This window comes from Streptomyces sp. NBC_00376, from assembly GCF_036077095.1.
In the GTDB taxonomy this organism is placed as follows: domain Bacteria; phylum Actinomycetota; class Actinomycetes; order Streptomycetales; family Streptomycetaceae; genus Streptomyces.
This window is the reverse complement of sequence record NZ_CP107960.1, coordinates 2,228,513-2,244,533: the sequence shown is the minus strand read 5'-3', so window position 1 is coordinate 2,244,533 and position 16,021 is coordinate 2,228,513. Positions and strand designations below refer to the sequence as shown.

General features: G+C 71.6%; 16 protein-coding genes. 11 read left to right on the top strand and 5 right to left on the bottom strand.

The window, feature by feature from the left end:
- The first annotated feature begins 57 nt into the window (after window positions 1-57).
- From OG842_RS09935 to OG842_RS09920, 4 genes are read left to right on the top strand one after another with little or no spacing between them, the layout of a single operon-like run.
- Window positions 58-654: a DUF5998 family protein gene (locus OG842_RS09935; RefSeq protein WP_093539487.1), complete on the top strand. Its 597-nt coding sequence runs from the start codon at window positions 58-60 to the stop codon at window positions 652-654.
- The gene (locus OG842_RS09930; protein WP_266729270.1) at window positions 654-1,841 is read left to right on the top strand and encodes an alkaline phosphatase family protein; all 1,188 of its coding nucleotides are present in this window, start codon (window positions 654-656) and stop codon (window positions 1,839-1,841) included. The genes OG842_RS09935 and OG842_RS09930 overlap by 1 nt, the downstream gene beginning before the upstream one ends.
- Before the next feature lie 51 nt (window positions 1,842-1,892).
- Window positions 1,893-2,543, top strand: a complete 651-nt coding sequence (locus OG842_RS09925) for a thymidine kinase (protein WP_266729269.1) — start codon at window positions 1,893-1,895, stop codon at window positions 2,541-2,543.
- Window positions 2,544-2,586: 43 nt separating this feature from the next.
- Window positions 2,587-3,465, top strand: coding sequence for a PaaX family transcriptional regulator (locus tag OG842_RS09920; RefSeq protein WP_266729268.1), 879 nt, complete (start codon window positions 2,587-2,589; stop codon window positions 3,463-3,465).
- A gap of 20 nt (window positions 3,466-3,485) precedes the next feature.
- Here OG842_RS09920 and OG842_RS09915 read toward each other — a convergent pair whose 3' ends face one another.
- The gene (locus tag OG842_RS09915) at window positions 3,486-4,262 is read right to left on the bottom strand and encodes a VOC family protein (RefSeq protein WP_266729267.1); all 777 of its coding nucleotides are present in this window, start codon (window positions 4,260-4,262) and stop codon (window positions 3,486-3,488) included.
- Window positions 4,263-4,494: 232 nt separating this feature from the next.
- Here OG842_RS09915 and OG842_RS09910 point away from each other — a divergent pair, with 232 nt between their 5' ends.
- The gene (locus OG842_RS09910) at window positions 4,495-5,322 is read left to right on the top strand and encodes a sulfurtransferase (RefSeq protein ID WP_266729266.1); all 828 of its coding nucleotides are present in this window, start codon (window positions 4,495-4,497) and stop codon (window positions 5,320-5,322) included.
- A gap of 124 nt (window positions 5,323-5,446) precedes the next feature.
- Here the strand turns inward: OG842_RS09910 and sepH are convergent, their stop codons facing one another.
- A complete protein-coding gene (sepH, locus tag OG842_RS09905; RefSeq protein ID WP_266729265.1) occupies window positions 5,447-6,505 on the bottom strand; it encodes a septation protein SepH in 1,059 nt (352 codons plus the stop codon).
- Between the two features lie 497 nt (window positions 6,506-7,002).
- Here sepH and OG842_RS09900 point away from each other — a divergent pair, with 497 nt between their 5' ends.
- Complete coding sequence (locus OG842_RS09900; protein WP_266729264.1) at window positions 7,003-8,055, top strand: hypothetical protein; 1,053 nt, start codon at window positions 7,003-7,005, stop codon at window positions 8,053-8,055.
- A gap of 63 nt (window positions 8,056-8,118) precedes the next feature.
- Here the strand turns inward: OG842_RS09900 and OG842_RS09895 are convergent, their stop codons facing one another.
- Window positions 8,119-9,435 (bottom strand): D-arabinono-1,4-lactone oxidase, encoded by a 1,317-nt coding sequence (locus OG842_RS09895; RefSeq protein ID WP_266729263.1) that lies wholly within the window; start codon window positions 9,433-9,435, stop codon window positions 8,119-8,121.
- The gene (locus OG842_RS09890) at window positions 9,398-10,639 is read right to left on the bottom strand and encodes an MFS transporter (RefSeq protein WP_266729262.1); all 1,242 of its coding nucleotides are present in this window, start codon (window positions 10,637-10,639) and stop codon (window positions 9,398-9,400) included. Before OG842_RS09890 ends, OG842_RS09895 begins: the two co-directional genes overlap by 38 nt.
- 153 nt (window positions 10,640-10,792) lie before the next feature.
- Here OG842_RS09890 and OG842_RS09885 point away from each other — a divergent pair, with 153 nt between their 5' ends.
- A complete protein-coding gene (locus tag OG842_RS09885; protein WP_266729261.1) occupies window positions 10,793-11,920 on the top strand; it encodes a ferrochelatase in 1,128 nt (375 codons plus the stop codon).
- Between the two features lie 36 nt (window positions 11,921-11,956).
- Entirely contained in the window at window positions 11,957-12,775 is an 819-nt protein-coding gene (locus OG842_RS09880) for an inositol monophosphatase family protein (protein ID WP_266729260.1), read from the top strand.
- 103 nt (window positions 12,776-12,878) lie between these two features.
- Here OG842_RS09880 and OG842_RS09875 read toward each other — a convergent pair whose 3' ends face one another.
- On the bottom strand, window positions 12,879-13,052 hold the full coding sequence (locus OG842_RS09875) for a hypothetical protein (RefSeq protein ID WP_164495334.1): 174 nt from the start codon (window positions 13,050-13,052) through the stop codon (window positions 12,879-12,881).
- A 372-nt stretch (window positions 13,053-13,424) separates the two neighbouring features.
- On the opposite strand from OG842_RS09875, the gene OG842_RS09870 reads away from it, so the two are divergent.
- The 3 genes from OG842_RS09870 (at window position 13,425) to OG842_RS09860 (ending at window position 16,016) form a co-directional block, all read left to right on the top strand.
- A complete protein-coding gene (locus tag OG842_RS09870) occupies window positions 13,425-14,078 on the top strand; it encodes a response regulator transcription factor (RefSeq protein WP_072485872.1) in 654 nt (217 codons plus the stop codon).
- Window positions 14,079-14,084: 6 nt separating this feature from the next.
- Window positions 14,085-15,314, top strand: coding sequence for a sensor histidine kinase (locus OG842_RS09865; RefSeq protein ID WP_266729259.1), 1,230 nt, complete (start codon window positions 14,085-14,087; stop codon window positions 15,312-15,314).
- A 405-nt stretch (window positions 15,315-15,719) separates the two neighbouring features.
- Window positions 15,720-16,016, top strand: a complete 297-nt coding sequence (locus OG842_RS09860) for a DUF4193 domain-containing protein (RefSeq protein WP_003965732.1) — start codon at window positions 15,720-15,722, stop codon at window positions 16,014-16,016.
- Window positions 16,017-16,021 lie beyond the last annotated feature (5 nt).

The window sequence follows — 16,021 nt, the reverse complement described above, 5'->3', positions numbered from 1 at the left end:
GACCGCCCTGCCGCGCAACGTCCCCGGCAGTCATCAGCCCCCCGTAGGATGGTCCTCATGGCAAAGACCGGTACGACGACCCAGGGGCTGCGCGCGGCGATCGAGCGCAGTGGCTACTACCCGGCCCTCGTGGCCGAGGCGGTGGAGGCCGCCGTGGGCGGTGAGCCGGTCGCTTCGTACCTGGTGCACCAGGAGACCACCTTCGACTCCAACGAGGTGCGCCGCCATGTCACGGTCCTGGTCCTGACGGACAACCGTTTCATCGTCAGCCACACCGACGAGCAGAACGCCGACACCAGCTCCCCGACCCCGTACGCCACCACCTCCACGGAGTCGGTCAAGCTCGACCGGATCTCGTCGGTCGTGGTCAGCCGGGTCGTCGCCAACCCAGAGAAGTACGTGCCCGGCACGCTGCCCCGCGAGGTCGTCCTCACCATCGGCTGGGGCGCGGTCTCCCGGATCGACCTGGAGCCGGCCGCCTGCGGCGACCCCAACTGCGAGGCCGACCACGGCTACACCGGCAACTCCACCGCCGACGACCTGAGCCTGCGGGTCAGCGAGGCCGGGGACGGCCCGGACACCGTCCGCCAGACCCTCGCCTTCGCCCAGTCGCTCTCCGAGGCCACGGCCGCGACCGCGGCGACCGGCCGCTGATGGCACAGCCGGCCTGGCAGGACCCCGTTCTGCTCCCCGTCGAGAGCGCCCCGGTGCCTGAGTACGGCAGCGGATCGCTCGCCGATCTGCTGCCCACGCTCGTCGCCGGACAGGGCGTTCCGGGCTTCACCGCGGCGATCCCCGAACTCACCCCCGCCGACCGGAACTGCGTGTTCCTGATCGACGGCCTCGGCTGGGAGCAGATCAAGGCCCACCCCGACGAGGCACCGTTTCTGCACTCCCTGCTCCCCACCTCGCGCGGCGGCACCGGCCGTCCGATAACGGCGGGCTTCCCGGCCACCACGGCGACCTCGCTGGCCTCGGTGGGCACCGGCCTCCCGCCCGGGGAGCACGGCCTGCCCGGCTACAGCGCGCGCAACCCGGAGACCGGCGAGCTGATGAACCAGCTCCGCTGGAACCCCTGGACCCCCCCGAAGGTCTGGCAGCCGTACCCCACCGTCTTCCAGCTGGCCGACGCCGCGGGTGTGCGTACCGCCCAGGTCTCCGCCCCCGCCTTCGAACAGACCCCGCTCACCAAGGTCGCGCTCAGCGGCGGCTCGTTCCTCGGCCGGCTCTCCGGCGAGGAGCGGATGGACACCGCCGCCGAACGGCTCGCCTCGGGTGACCGGTCGCTCGTCTACACGTACTACAGCGAGGTCGACGGCAAGGGCCACCGTTTCGGTGTCGACTCCGACGCATGGCGCGGCCAGCTGATGTACGTGGACGGCCTGGCGCGGCGCTTGGCCGAACAGCTCCCGCCCCGCTCGGCGCTCTACATCACCGCCGACCACGGCATGATCGACATCCCGTTCGACGAGCAGTCCCGGATCGACTTCGACGAGGACTGGGAACTGCGCGCGGGCGTCGCCCTGCTCGGCGGCGAGGGCCGGTGCCGGCATGTGTACGCCGTCCCGGGCGCCGAGGCGGACGTACTGACCGTCTGGCAGGAAGTGCTCGGCGAGCAGTTCTGGGTGGCGAGCCGGGACGAGGCGATCGCGGCCGGCTGGTTCGGCCCGAAGATCGACGAACGGGTCCACGGCAGGATCGGCGACGTCGTCGCGGCGGCCCACGACGACGTGGTGATCACCGCCTCCGTCAACGAGCCGAACGAGTCCGCGATGGTCGGCATGCACGGCTCGATGACCCCCGTCGAGCAGCTCGTCCCGCTCCTCGAAGTACGCTCCTGACCGCGTTTCTCCCCACATCGCTTCCCTTGCCCGAAAGGTGCTCGACCCCTCATGCCCGAGCTTGTGTTCTTCTCCGGAACGATGGACTGCGGAAAGAGCACGCTGGCGCTCCAGATCGGCCACAACCGGTCGGCCCGCGGCCTGCAGGGCGTGATCTTCACGCGTGACGACCGGGCCGGGGAGGGCAAGCTCTCCTCGCGCCTGGGTCTGGTCACCGAGGCCGTCGAGGCCGACGAGGGTATGGACCTGTACGCCCATCTCGTCGACCGGATAAGCCGGGGCGGCCGGGCGGACTATGTGATCGTCGACGAGGCGCAGTTCCTGGCACCCGTCCAGATCGACCAGCTCGCACGCATCGTCGACGACCTGGACCTGGACGTCTTCGCGTTCGGCATCACCACAGACTTCCGGACCAAGCTGTTCCCCGGCTCCCAGCGACTGATCGAACTGGCCGACCGGGTGGAGACGCTCCAGGTCGAAGCGCTCTGCTGGTGCGGCGCGCGGGCCACGCACAACGCCCGGACGGTCGGCGGCGAGATGGTCGTCGAAGGCGCCCAGGTGGTCGTGGGAGACGTCAACCAGCAGGCGGGCGAGGTCGGTTACGAGGTGCTGTGCCGACGTCACCACCAGCGCCGGACCACCAGCGCCACCGCACGCGCGGGCGTGCTGTCGCCGGACGTACTGCCTGTCACCTCCGCCTGAACCGCCCGTCGGTCACCTGCCCGCGGCTGCTTAGGATGAGGCCGTGAACACGGTGAGCGCGGAAGCGGAAGAGGACGACTCCGGACCGGGCCCGCTGGGCAAGGTGCAGCCCAGACAGCTGATCGTGACCGTCTACGGGCTGTACGCGCGCGACACCGACGGCTGGATGTCGGTGGCCTCGCTGATCCAGCTGCTCGCCGACCTCGGCGTCGAGGCGCCGACCGTACGCTCCTGCGTCTCCCGGCTGAAGCGGGCCGGACTGCTCGAAGCACGGCCGGTGTCCGGAGCGGCCGGCTACCGGATCTCGCCCGAGACCGAGCGGATACTGCGCGACGGCGATCCGCGTATCTTCGCGGCCCGGCGGGCCACCGTCGACGAGGGCTGGGTTCTGGTCGTTTTCTCGGTGCCCGAGTCCGAACGTGCCAGGCGGCACACCCTGCGCACCCAGCTCACCCGGCTCGGCTTCGGTTCCGTGTCCGCCGGGGTGTGGATCGCGCCGGGGCATGTGCACGACGAGGCGGAGTCCATGCTGGCCAGGCACGGCCTGCGCTCGTACGCCGACCTCTTCCGGGCCGACTACCTTTCGGCCGGCGGGGGAGACGCAGAGGAACTCGCCGCCAAGGTCCGCTCCTGGTGGGACACCGCCCGGCTGCAGCGGCTGTACGTCGAGTTCCTCGCCGCGCACCGCCCGGTGGCCGAGCTGATCGCGCGCGGCAGCGCGGTGACGGACCGGGAGGCGTTCGCGACGTACATCAGGGTTCTCACCGACTGGCGCCGGCTCGTCTACCTCGATCCCGGGGTCGCGCGTGAGCTGCTGCCCGCCGAGTGGAGCGGAACCCACGCCTCCGAGCTCTTCGACGAGATGCACGCCCGGCTGGCCGGCCCCGCCCGTCGGCACGTCGAACGGGTCCGGACCGGCTGAGACGCCGCCGTCGGACCGGCTCAGCGAGGGGCCGACCGGACGATCGTGAACGCCGCGCCCTCCGGGTCCGCCACAGTCGCCACCCGGCCGCTCGCGCCCTCCCTGGGCGGCTGCAGGACGTACCCGCCGAGCTCCGCCACCCGCCGGGTGGCCTCGTCGGTGTCGGAGACCTCGAAGTACGTCATCCAGTGCGGGCCCCGGTCGCGCGGCAGCGCGTGCCCGACACCGTGCAGCGAGGCCACCGGGCGGCCCTTCAGGTGCAGGGTCTGGTAGTCGAAGTCGGCCGAGACGACCGCCTCCGCCTCGTAGCCGAAGACCGTCTGGTAGAACTTGCAGACCGTCGCGGTCTCGCGGGTCACCAGCTCGTTCCAGACCGGCGTGCCGGGAGCACCGGCGAGCGCGGTACCGATGTGCGCGGCGGCCTGCCAGATGCCGAATACCGCGCCCCCGGGGTCGGAGGCGATGGCGAGCCGGCCCGCCTCACCCGCGTCGAGCGGGCCCACGGCGACCGTGCCGCCACAGGCCCGGATGGCCTCCGCCGTGAGATCCGCGTCGTCGGTGGCCAGGTAGGTCGTCCAGGCGACCGGCAGATGCCGGTCGGGCGGCAGCTGCCCGAGGCCCGCCACCACCTTTCCGCCGATCAGCGCCCGGACGTACGGACCCAGCTGGTCCGGACCCGGTACGAATTCCCAGCCGAACAGGTCGGCGTAGAAGTCCTGGGTCGTGCTCAGACCGTGCACGATCAGACTCACCCAGCAAGGTGTTCCGGGCGTACGCGGGGCGGCAGCCTCGGTCATCGTCACTCTCTCCTCGGACCATCGGGGTGGCCTTACGGGGGGAACGGGGCCGGTGCGCCGTCGTGCGGTACGGGATGTGTACGCCCCGTGCAGATGTTGGCACCACCCGGCGCACGATGTGCTCCGGCCGCGCCGCACTTTCCGGATCTCGACGCAGGGAGACCGATTTGCTGCGGTGCGCCCGTTTCGAGGGTGTTACGGGCAGGGCGCCTCCTGCGCGAGGATGGCACCCATGAAGCCCATCATCACCGCATCCGAATACGTGAGCGAGTCGGCGGGGCCACGTCCGCCGGTGCTCCTGGACGTTCGTTGGCAGCTGGGCGGCCCGAACGGGCGGCCCGACTACGAGGCCGGGCACATTCCCGGTGCGGTCTTCGTCGACCTGGACGCGGAACTCGCCGGCCCCGCGGGCAGCGGCGGCCGCCATCCACTGCCCGACCCGGACGAATTCGGGGCCGTGATGCGCCGGGCAGGTGTCTCCCGGGACACACCGGTGGTCGTGTACGACGGCGGCCTGGGCTGGGCGGCGGCCCGTGCCTGGTGGCTGCTGCGCTGGACGGGCCACCCGGACGTCAGGGTCCTGGACGGCGGTCTCGCCGCCTGGACGGGTGACCTCCAGACCGGGATCCCGGCCCCGGCCGAGGGCGACTTCCGCCCCGCTCCCGGCGCGCTGCCGCTGCTCGACGCGGACGGGGCGGCTGCGCTGGCCCGCTCGGGGCTGCTGCTCGACGCACGGGCCGCCGAGCGCTACCGGGGCGATGTGGAGCCGATCGACCGGGTGGGGGGCCACATCCCGGGCGCCGTTTCGGCCCCGACCTCGGAGAACACGGGGGACGACGGCCGGTTCCTGGCCCCGGAGGTGCTGGCGGTCCGCTTCAAGGAGCTCGGCGCCGACCGGGCGGACGGGATCGGCGTCTACTGCGGCTCCGGCGTCTCCGGTGCCCATGAAGTCCTGGCCCTGGCCGTCGCCGGGATCCCCGCGGCGCTGTACGCGGGCTCCTGGTCCGAGTGGTCCGGCGACGAGTCCCGCCCGGTCGCCACGGGGCCCGAGCCCCAGTAACGGCGGGCGATCCGGCCGGGACCGCCGCGCCCGGCCCCATGAGCGCCGGGGACGGCGGACGCGGACGGCACGAGGGCCCGTACGCAGTGGCGTACGGGCCCTCGTCATGCCGTGGTTCCCCCGCTCAGTCCTGCTTCTTGCGGCGGGTACCGAAGACGATCTCGTCCCAGGTCGGTACGGCGGCCCGGCGGCCCGGCCGGACGCCGTCCGCCTCGGCCTGGCGGTCCGTCGTACCGGTCAGCCGGTCGCGGTGGCCGGCCACCGCTCGGGGCATCAGCACATCCGCGTAGGCGGAACCGGCGCCCGCGGAGGCTGCCGCGGCCGGCGGCTCGTCGGCCTCCGGCTCCTGTGCGGCGGGCTCGATCGCGGGGGGCTCGGGCTGCGTCGGCCGCTCCGGCACCACCATGTCGCCGCGGAAGCTCGGCACCGCCTCCAGCAGGCTGGTCAGCGAATCGCGCTCACCGGCCGAGATGTGCTCCTCGGGCTCGGGCGGGGGCGGCGGGGCCGTGGGTCGCTCCATCTGGCGGTCCAGGGCGCGGTCCAGCGGCCGGTCGCGCGGCAGCCGGGCGATCCGGGGCACGAACGGGAAGCTCGGCTCGGGCGCGGCGACGTCGTCGGTCTCGCCGATCAGCGAACGCGCCTCGTCGTCCACGGCCTGGACCAGCCGGCGCGGCGGGTCGTAGGTCCAGCTGGCCGAGTGCGGCTCGCCCGCGACGCGGTACACCAGGAGGACCTCCCAGGTGCCGTCGTCGCGGCGCCAGGAATCCCACTGGACGGTCTCCTTGTCGGCGCCGCGCAGCAGCAGCCGCTCCTGCACCGCCTCGCCGAGCTGGGGTCCGGTGTTCTCGCCGGGACGGCGCACGGGAGTCTTCCGGGCCCGCTCGGCCATGAAGGCGCGCTCCGCGAGCACGGGGCCCTCGAAGCGGCGGACGCGGTCGACGGGGATCCCGGCGAACTGGGCGACCTCCTCCGCGGAGGCACCGGCTCGTATCCGCGCCTGGATGTCGCGGGGGCGGAGGTGGCTCTCCACCTCGATCTCGATCTGGCCGAGCCGCGCGCGGTCGTTGCGCACGGCGGCTCGCAGCCGCTCGTCGATGGGAAGCGTGTACTCCGTGCTGTCCGCAGCCTTGAGCACCAGTCGTGTGCCGTCGTTGGAGACGGCCACGACACGCAGTTCGGGCATGGGGACCTCCCGGGTGGTGCCTGCCGACGTCACGTGCGTCGCTGCTTCCGCTAGTCGAGTGTGGCCTGCCCGGGTGCAGCCTGCCACAACATTGCCGTGTTGCCCGGCGTGTCGGGCGTGAGCCCTTGATCGCCGGTATGACACGGTGACCTATTCTGCAACAGAAAGTGACCGCTGGTCACCTCATGTAGCCAGTCGCCGTGCGATGCCGTGGCGCCGCCGGATCGAGTGCCTCCTTCGGCCCCCTCCCGAAGATCCAGGACACCCGCTCGGGAGTCCGGCCCCAGGGCTCGCCACAGTACTCCATTCGGGCCACCAGGGTGGACCGCCGCGCCGTCGAAGTTCTCGTGAGGTGCGGGAGTTGGGCTACCCGGCCCGGGGCGGCGCACCCTTCGTGCGTGTCCTGCTTCACAGAATCCCCCGAAGCGGAACTAATCACTTCGCTCAAATGTCCCTTCCTGTTGCATGGTGGGAGAGATGTCAATCAAGGGCTGGAAATGGTGCAGAAGCCGGAAAGTGACATAGAACCCAAGGAAAGGCGTATAGATCTGAGCCTGCCGCAGGTGGCGGGCAGTGCCGTGGCAGCGGTCGCGGCAGCGGTGGCCGCCTCCCAGCTGGGTGTGTACGGAACGATCCTCGGCGCCGGAGTGATGAGCGTCGTCGCCACCTGCGGGGGTTCCGTCTTCCAGCACTTCTTCCGTCGCACGGGGGAGCAGATCCGCGAGGTCACCGTCCAGGTGAAGCACCCGGGCCGCGAGGTGACGGTGCATACGCGTGAGACGGGCGGTGCGCGTGCGACGAAGGGGACGCGGCGGCCGCCGGCCGGCGCTCCCCGAGGAGCCGCGGATGCCGCAGACGCCACGGACGCCGAGGACGCCACCACGGTGCTGCCCGCCATGGACGCCACGACCGTGCTGCGCAGGGCGGACGGCGCGGTTCCGCCACCCGCCCCTGCCGACGATCCGGACCGCACCCGCATGCTGCGGCCCCTCGACGCGACCCAGCTGCTCACCACGGCACGCCCGGACCCGGACGAGGAGTTCTCCGAAGCCAGCACGCACGGCACCCGGATCCGGGGCTGGAAGCGGTCGGCACTCGGCGCGGCGGTGGTCTTCGTCCTCACGATGGCCGGAATCACCACGTACGAGCTGGTCTCCGGCAACGACCTGAGCGGTGGTCAGGGCACGACCGTCGGCTCCGTCGTGCGCGGCGGCGAGCGGGGTTCCGGGTCGGACGGTCCGGCGCCGACGACGAGCACCGGCCCCGGCCAGGAGCGGACCCCCGGCCAGGAGAGCGGCGCGACGTCCGGTACGGACCCGCAGGGCGGCGCGAGCCGGAGCCCGGACCCGGGACAGGGCGACCGCTCCTCCACGGATCCGACGCCCGGCCCCACGAAGTCCGGCAGCACCGGTGACGGTACGAACCCGCCCCCGGCGGCCACTCCCTCCCCGTCGGCCCCCGCCGACGGCGCCACTGCCGGCACGGACCCCGCGGGCGAGGCCCCGGCACAGGGCAACGGCGCCACCCCGGGCACGGGCACCGGGCAGTGACGAACGGCCGCGCGCGCCGGGCAGTTACGCCCGGAGCGCGGGGCCGTCGCGGGCCGGAAGGCCCTACTCGCCCAGGACCCGGCGCAGGTAGTCGTTGCCGAACAGCCGGTCCGGGTCGAGCCGGTCGCGTACGGCGGTGAACTCGCCGAACCGCGGGTACACCCCGGCGAGGTACTCGGCGTCACGGGTGTTGACCTTGCCCCAGTGCGGGCGGCCGGCGTGGGCGGTCATGATGCGCTCGACCGCCGTGAAGTACGCCTGGTAGGGCGTGCCCTTGTAGAGGTGGACGGCGATGTACGCGCTCTCGCGGCCCGAGGCCGTGGAGAGCGCGATGTCGTCCGCCGGGGCGGTACGGACCTCCACCGGGAAGCTGATCCGCAGCGGCGAACGCTCGACCATCGCCTTCACCTCGCGCAGCGCCTCCACGGCGGCCTCGCGCGGCAGCGCGTACTCCATCTCCACGAAGCGGACCCGGCGCGGGCTGGTGAAGACCTTGTAGGGGATGTCGGTGTACGTACGGGCCGACAAGGCGCGGCTGGAGAGCTTGGCGATCGAGGGAATGGTGGCGGGCACCGCCCGGCCCAGCGAACAGGCCACCTGGAAGAGCCCGTTGGAGAGGAGCTCGTCCTCGATCCAGCCGCTGACCTTTCCGGGCGGGGCGGCGGGGCCGGCGCTGCGGTTGTTGCGCTTGGTGTTGCAGTTCCCGGTGTGCGGGAACCAGTAGAACTCGAAGTGCTCGTTCTCGGCGACCAGCTCGTCGAAATCGCCCATGACCCGGTCGAAGGTCATCGGCTCCTCACAGGCCGTCAGCAGGAAGAGCGGCTCCACGGCGAAGGTGATCGCCGTGATGACACCCAGCGCGCCGAGCCCGATCCGGGCGACGGCGAAGATGTCGGCGTTCTCCTTCTCCGAGCAGGTCAGCACCGTGCCGTCGGCGGTGACCAGTTCGAGGGCGCGGATCTGCGCGGATATGGACGCCGAGTCACGGCCGGTGCCGTGGGTGCCGGTCGAGGTGGCGCCCGCGACCGTCTGCTCCATGATGTCGCCCATGTTGGTGAGCGAGAGGCCCTCGCGGGCCAGCGCCGTGTTCAGCCGCTTCAGCGGGGTGCCGGCCTCGACGGTCACCGTCATCGCCTCGCGGTCGATGTTCCGGATGCCGGTGAGCAGGTCCGGGCGGATCAGCACACCGTCGGTGGCCGCCGTCGCGGTGAAGGAGTGGCCGGTGCCGACAGGCTTCACCCGCAGACCGTCCTCGGACGCCCGGCGCAGCACCTCGGCCAGCTCCGGGACGGAGGCCGGGGACACGGCCCGTACCGGTCGGGCGCTGACATTCCCCGCCCAGTTACGCCACGCGTTCGTCGTCGTCCGTGCGTCGGTCATCTTCCGCGCGCCCTTCCGTGAGAACCGGCCCGCTGAGCCGGCGATACCCCAGGAACGCCACCGCGGCCGCGAGCGTTCCCGCCGCGACGGGCACCGCGTACCCCGCCTCGGCCCCCGACGCGTCGACCGCCCAGCCGGCGGCCGAGGAGCCGAGCGCCACTCCGACGGCGAGCCCGGTGCTGGTCCAGGTCATGCCCTCGGTCAGTTCGGCGTGCGGTACGTGCTGCTCGACGAGGGCCATGGTGGTGACCATCGTCGGTGCGATGGCGAGACCCGCGACAAAGAGCGCCACGGCCAGGAACGGCAGGCTCCCGGCCAGTTGGAGGGGGATCATACTCACGGCCATCGCGCACACGCCCACCAGCCACCTGGTGGACGCCTTCCGCTTGAGGTGGAGCAGCCCGAAGACCGCTCCGGCCAGACAGGACCCCAGCGCGTACACGGCCAGTACGAGGCTGGCCGCGGCCTTGTGGCCCCGCTCCTCGGCGAAGGCCACCGTCACCACGTCGACGGACCCGAAGATCGCGCCGGTGGCCACGAACGTCACCACGAGCACCTGGAGGCCCCGGGAGCGCAACGCGGAGCCGCCGGTGTGCTCCCGGCGCGGATGCGGCACGGGCTCGGTGGCCCGCTGCGCGGTCAGCCAGAGGACACCGACGAGCAGGAACCCGGCCGCCAGGAGCGGCCCCGCCTCCGGGAACCAGGCGGTGGACAGACCGATCGAGATGATCGGCCCGAAGATGAAGCACACCTCGTCGACGATCGACTCCCACGAGTACGCCGTGTGCAGCTGCCGCGGCGAACCGCGGTAGATCTCCGCCCAGCGGGCCCGGATCATCGAACCCACGCTGGGCACGCAGCCGGCGCCCGCCGCGAAGACGAAGAGCGTCCAGTCGGCCAGCCGCTGCTGCGCGCAGAACAGCAGCCCGGCCACCGCCGCCAGCGCGACCAGCGTGGCGGGACGCAAAACCCGGCGCTGTCCGTGCCGGTCGACGAGCCGGGAGATCAGCGGCCCGATCACCGCCGCCGACATCGCCAGCGTCGCCGAGAGCGCGCCGGCCAGCCCGTAACGGCCGGTGAGCTGGGAAATCATGGTCACCACACCGATGCCCATCATGGACAGCGGCATCCGGCCGAGGAAACCGGCCGCCGAGAATTCCTTGGTGCCGGGGGCGGCGAATATCGCACGGTAGGGACTGGGCAAGGGGGGCTCCGGAACAGCGTGATCGCACGCGCCTGTAATACGCGGACGTAACCGATACAGCCTACGGTCGGCGCGATCGGTCCGGCAGCGGGGTCTGCCCCGGAGCCGATGTCGGTGGGAAGGCTGTCCGAGGCGGGTGGCAGGATCGGTGCCATGTCCGATCTGCGCGATCCCGCCCCCTACGACGCCCTGCTGCTGCTCTCCTTCGGCGGCCCCGAAGGCCCGGACGACGTGGTCCCGTTCCTGGCGAACGTGACCCGTGGCCGAGGCATCCCCGAGGAGCGGCTGAAGGAGGTCGGCAAGCACTACTTCCTGTTCGGCGGCGTCAGCCCGATCAACGCCCAGAACAGGGCCCTGCTGGACGCCCTGCGCAAGGACTTCGCCGAGCACGGGCTGGATCTCCCGGTGTACTGGGGCAACCGCAACTGGGCGCCGTACCTCACCGACACCCTGCGCGAGATGACCACCGCCGGGCACCGCCGCATCGCCGTCCTCGCCACCAGCGCCTACGCCTCCTACTCCGGCTGCCGGCAGTACCGCGAGAACCTCGCCGAGTCACTGGCCGTCCTGGAGGCGGAGGGGCTGCCGGTGCCCCGGGTGGACAAGCTCCGGCACTACTTCAACCACCCCGGGTTCGTGGCACCCATGGTGGACGGCGTCCTCGCCTCCTTGGCCGACCTCCCCGAGGACGTACGGGCCGGGGCGCACCTCGCCTTCACCACGCACTCCATCCCCACCTCCGCCGCCGACACCTCCGGCCCCCTGGAGGCGCACGGCGACGGCGGCGCCTATATCGCAGAGCACCTCGACGTCGCCCGGCTGATCGTCGACGCGGTGCGCGAGGAGACCGGCGTCGAGTACCCCTGGCGGCTCGTCTACCAGTCGCGCAGCGGCGCCCCGCACATCCCCTGGCTGGAGCCCGACATCTGCGACCACCTGGAGGCACTGCACGCGGACGGGGTGCCCGCCACGGTGATGGCCCCCATCGGATTCGTCTCGGACCACATGGAGGTCCTGTACGACCTCGACACGGAGGCCACCGCGAAGGCCGCCGAGCTGGGGCTGCCGGTGCGCCGGTCGGCGACCGTCGGCGCCGACCCGCGGTTCGCCGCGGCCGTGCGCGAGCTGGTGCTGGAGCGCGCCGCCACCGAGCGGGGACAGGACGTGCAGCGGTGCGCGCTGGGCGCGCTCGGGCCGGGCCACGACCTCTGCCCGGTCGGCTGCTGCCCGGCCAGGGCCCTGAAGCCCGCCGCGGCGGGCGCCGACAGCCCGTACGCGTAACCGCCCCGCCGTACGCCCACGAACCCCTGGAGAGCCGTGACCGACCCGAACCTGTCCGAACTGCTCGCCCTCGCCCTGGAGGCCGCCTCTCGCGCGGGCGCGCTGCTCCGTGACGGCCGCCCGGCCGATCTGGGAGTGGCCGCGACCAAGTCCAGCCCGATCGACGTCGTCACCGAGATGGACCTCGCCGCCGAGAAGCTGATCACCGGCTTCCTGACCGAACGCCGCCCGCAGGACGGCTTCCTCGGCGAGGAAGGGACCAGCGCCGAGGGCAGCAGCGGCATCCGCTGGGTCATCGACCCGCTCGACGGCACCGTGAACTACCTCTACGGGCTGCCCACCTGGGCGGTGTCCATCGCCGCCGAACGGGACGGCGTGCGGGTCGTGGGCGTGGTGGAGGCCCCGATGCGCCGCGAGACGTACCGGGCGGTGCTCGGCGGCGGGGCGTACGCCGAGGGCGGCGCGTACGGCGACGGCGTCGCGCTGCGCTGCCGGCCCGCGCCGCCGCTCGACCAGGCGCTCGTCTCGACCGGTTTCAACTACGTCAGCGAGGTCCGTGCGCACCAGGCGGACGTGGCCCACGAGCTGATCCCGCGGTTCCGGGACATCCGGCGCGGCGGCTCCGCCGCCGTCGACCTCTGCGACGTGGCCGCGGGCCGTCTCGACGGGTACTACGAGCGCGGGCTCCACCCCTGGGACCTGGCGGCGGGCGACCTCATCGCCCGCGAGGCCGGCGCCCGCACCGGCGGGCGTCCCGGGCTGCCCGCCGACGGTGACCTGACGGTCGCCGCCACGCCGGGCGTCTTCGAGCCGCTGCAGGCCCTTCTGGAGGAGTTCGGCGCCTGGCACGACTAGGGCCTGCCGTCAGACTGGCCCTATGCCGACCGGGTCCGCCCGGCGCGCGAGAAGGGCCCCCGACGCCGGTCCCGGCATCGGGGGCCCTTCTCGCGTGACGTGCTCAGACGCTGGTGGCGCCGATTTCGACGCCGTGCTCGGCGGCGAGGCGGTGAAGGTCGTCCAGCTCGCTCTGCTCGACGTCCGCGAGGAAGTCGTCGCCCGTCTCCCGAGCTCTCGTGAGGTCGTACTCGGTTGTCTTGATCCGCTGCAGCAGACCTGCGGTGAAAGCGTCCATAATGCGCCCCCTCATCGTGGGTCGGTGGCACGGGGGTGTGCCCGGGGTTTCCCTCCGCACGGAGGCGGTAGGGCGGGTGATCACGCGCTCTCCGGGGACGGAGTGGCCTGTGGTACGCCACATTCAAGGCGTGATCTCGGGTGTGAATGCGTCCTCCCCGGGCCGGAACCCGGGGAAACCTCAACTGACCCGAAAATCCGGTGAATTCCGCCGAGCCCCAGGTCGCGGGGCGTCGTCTTACCGCCGGTTTATGCGCGTTGAGTGCAGGATGGTGCCGCACAGACCTGTGCCGACGGGTGTCCGGACCACGGACCGTGGGCACTCCGGGACGTTCTGAAGTTTCTACGTAGGTTTCTAAGGAAGGACAGCGCCGTGCGCGTACTCGTCGTGGAGGACGAGCAGCTGCTCGCCGATGCGGTGGCCACCGGATTGCGCCGGGAGGCCATGGCCGTCGATGTCGTGTACGACGGTGCGGCGGCCCTGGAGCGCATCGAGGTAAACGACTACGACGTCGTGGTGCTGGACCGGGACCTCCCCCTGGTCCACGGCGACGACGTCTGCCGTCGGATCGTCGAGCTGGGCATGCCCACCCGGGTGCTGATGCTCACCGCGTCGGGCGATGTCAGCGACCGTGTCGAGGGCCTGGAGCTGGGGGCCGACGACTACCTGCCCAAGCCGTTCGCCTTCAGTGAGCTCACCGCGCGGGTGCGGGCGCTCGGCCGGCGTACGACGGTGGCCCTGCCGCCCGTCCTGGAGCGGGCAGGCATCAAGCTCGACCCCAACCGGCGCGAGGTCTTCCGGGGCGAGACGGAGGTCCAGCTCGCACCGAAGGAGTTCGCCGTGCTGGAGGTCCTGATGCGCAGCGAGGGCGCGGTCGTCTCGGCCGAGCAGCTGCTGGAGAAGGCCTGGGACGAGAACACCGACCCGTTCACCAATGTCGTCCGGGTGACGGTCATGACGCTGCGCCGGAAACTCGGCGAGCCGCCGGTGATCGTCACGGTGCCCGGTTCCGGCTACCGGATCTGACGGCCGATGCCCACCGCCCCCGCGCCGCCGACGGCGCCCCCGAAGCCCACCTGGGAGCCCAAACAGCAGGAGCCCCCCTACTGGCTGCGTCCGACCATCCGGATACGGCTCACGCTGCTCTACGGCGGCATGTTCCTGATCGCCGGGATCCTGCTGCTGTCGATCATCTACATGCTGGCCGCCCAGGCCCTGCACGTGGGCAGCGAGCTGCCGTTCCAGATCGTCAACGGGCAGGTCCGCAGCGATGTCTGCAACCTGCCGGAGAAGGCATCGCCGGAAGCCTTCAACGCGGCGATGAACTCCTGCGTCAACCACCAGCGGCAGCAGGCGCTCGACACGCTCCTGAACCGCTCGCTGCTGGCCCTGGTGGGGCTGAGCGTCATCGCCTTCGCCTTCGGCTACGCGATGGCCGGTCGGGTGCTCTCGCCGCTGGGCCGGATCACCCGCACCGCCCGCCGGGTGGCCGGAACGGACCTGTCCCGCCGGATCGAGCTGGACGGCCCGGACGACGAGCTGAAGGAGCTCGCCGACACCTTCGACGAGATGCTCGACCGCCTGGAGCGGGCCTTCACCGCCCAGCAGCGGTTCGTCGGCAACGCGTCGCACGAGCTGCGCACGCCGCTCGCGATCAACCGCACGCTGCTGGAGGTCCACCTCTCCGACCCCCAGGCCCCGCCGGAGCTGAAACAGCTGGGCAAGACCCTGCTGGCCACCAACGAGCGCAGCGAGCAGCTGGTCGAGGGCCTGCTGCTGCTGGCCCGCAGCGACAACCAGATCGTCGAGCGCAAACCGGTCGACCTCGCCGAGGTCGCCTCGCGCGCGATCGACCAGACCCGCGGCGAGGCCGAGGAACGCGGCGTGGAGATCCGCGGCGAGCGGGCCCCGGCCGTCGTCCAGGGCAACGGCGTCCTGCTGGAGCGGATCGCACTGAACCTCGTACAGAACGCGGTGCGCTACAACGTCCCGGAGGAGGGCTGGGTGGAGGTCACCACCGAGCTCCAGGGCGGTCAGGCCCTGCTGGTGGTCTCGAACACCGGCCCGGTGGTGCCGGCGTACGAGATCGACAACCTCTTCGAGCCCTTCAGACGGCTCCGTACGGAGCGAACGGGCAGCGACAAGGGGGTCGGGCTCGGCCTGTCGATCGCGCGCTCCGTGGCGCGCGCACACGGCGGCCGTATCATCGCGGAGCCCCGTGAAGGCGGTGGTCTTGTGATGCGCGTCTCACTGCCCGTCTGAGGCGGCCGGGCGGACCGACCCGGGCACGAATTAGTTTGTTCGCTTTGAGCGGAATTTTCGGGACCTGTGCCCGGATCGTCCGTGTGTGATCGATCACAGGAGCGAATTTCGGACCGTCAACGCTCCGTGATCAGGGACTCCACCGGAAAACCCGCAAAAGTCGGGGTTTTCGGGGCCCGATATCACGGGAAGTACACGGGGTGGCGCCCGTGAAGCGCGACACCGGGACCGTGTACGGTCCCCATCGCCACCCAAGCCGGCCACTCCCGAGCGGCCCTTTTGGGTGTCGATTGAGTAACAGACCTTGATGTGAGGCAAAATCTCCGCCTCGGGTCGGGCACAAGTCCGGCCTCTCACGCGTTACGTGCGCTGAGACACCGCAGACACCCAGAGGGGGAGAGCGACATGGCAACGGATTACGACACCCCACGCAAGACCGATGACGACGTCGACCAGGACAGCCTCGAAGAACTCAAGGCTCGCCGGAGCGACAAGACGGCGTCCGCCGTCGACGTCGACGAATTCGACGCGGCCGAAGGACTGGAGCTGCCCGGCGCAGACCTGTCCAACGAAGAACTGGCCGTCAGGGTCCTGCCCAAGCAGGCCGACGAGTTCACGTGCATGAGCTGCTTCCTCGTGCACCACAGGAGCCAGCTGGCCCGCGAGAAGAACGGCCAGCCGATCTGCCGCGACTGCGACTAGGTCGC

Bases quoted from the DNA above. Each gene is read 5' to 3' on its own strand.
- OG842_RS09935 (WP_093539487.1), top strand. From the start codon at position 58: ATGGCAAAGACCGGTACGACGACCCAGGGGCTGCGCGCGGCGATCGAG.
- OG842_RS09930 (WP_266729270.1), top strand. From the start codon at position 654: ATGGCACAGCCGGCCTGGCAGGACCCCGTTCTGCTCCCCGTCGAGAGC.
- OG842_RS09925 (WP_266729269.1), top strand. From the start codon at position 1,893: ATGCCCGAGCTTGTGTTCTTCTCCGGAACGATGGACTGCGGAAAGAGC.
- OG842_RS09915 (WP_266729267.1), bottom strand. From the start codon at position 4,262: ATGACCGAGGCTGCCGCCCCGCGTACGCCCGGAACACCTTGCTGGGTG.
- OG842_RS09910 (WP_266729266.1), top strand. From the start codon at position 4,495: ATGAAGCCCATCATCACCGCATCCGAATACGTGAGCGAGTCGGCGGGG.
- sepH (WP_266729265.1), bottom strand. From the start codon at position 6,505: ATGCCCGAACTGCGTGTCGTGGCCGTCTCCAACGACGGCACACGACTG.
- OG842_RS09900 (WP_266729264.1), top strand. From the start codon at position 7,003: ATGGTGCAGAAGCCGGAAAGTGACATAGAACCCAAGGAAAGGCGTATA.
- OG842_RS09895 (WP_266729263.1), bottom strand. From the start codon at position 9,435: ATGACCGACGCACGGACGACGACGAACGCGTGGCGTAACTGGGCGGGG.
- OG842_RS09885 (WP_266729261.1), top strand. From the start codon at position 10,793: ATGTCCGATCTGCGCGATCCCGCCCCCTACGACGCCCTGCTGCTGCTC.
- OG842_RS09875 (WP_164495334.1), bottom strand. From the start codon at position 13,052: ATGGACGCTTTCACCGCAGGTCTGCTGCAGCGGATCAAGACAACCGAG.
- OG842_RS09865 (WP_266729259.1), top strand. From the start codon at position 14,085: ATGCCCACCGCCCCCGCGCCGCCGACGGCGCCCCCGAAGCCCACCTGG.
- OG842_RS09860 (WP_003965732.1), top strand. From the start codon at position 15,720: ATGGCAACGGATTACGACACCCCACGCAAGACCGATGACGACGTCGAC.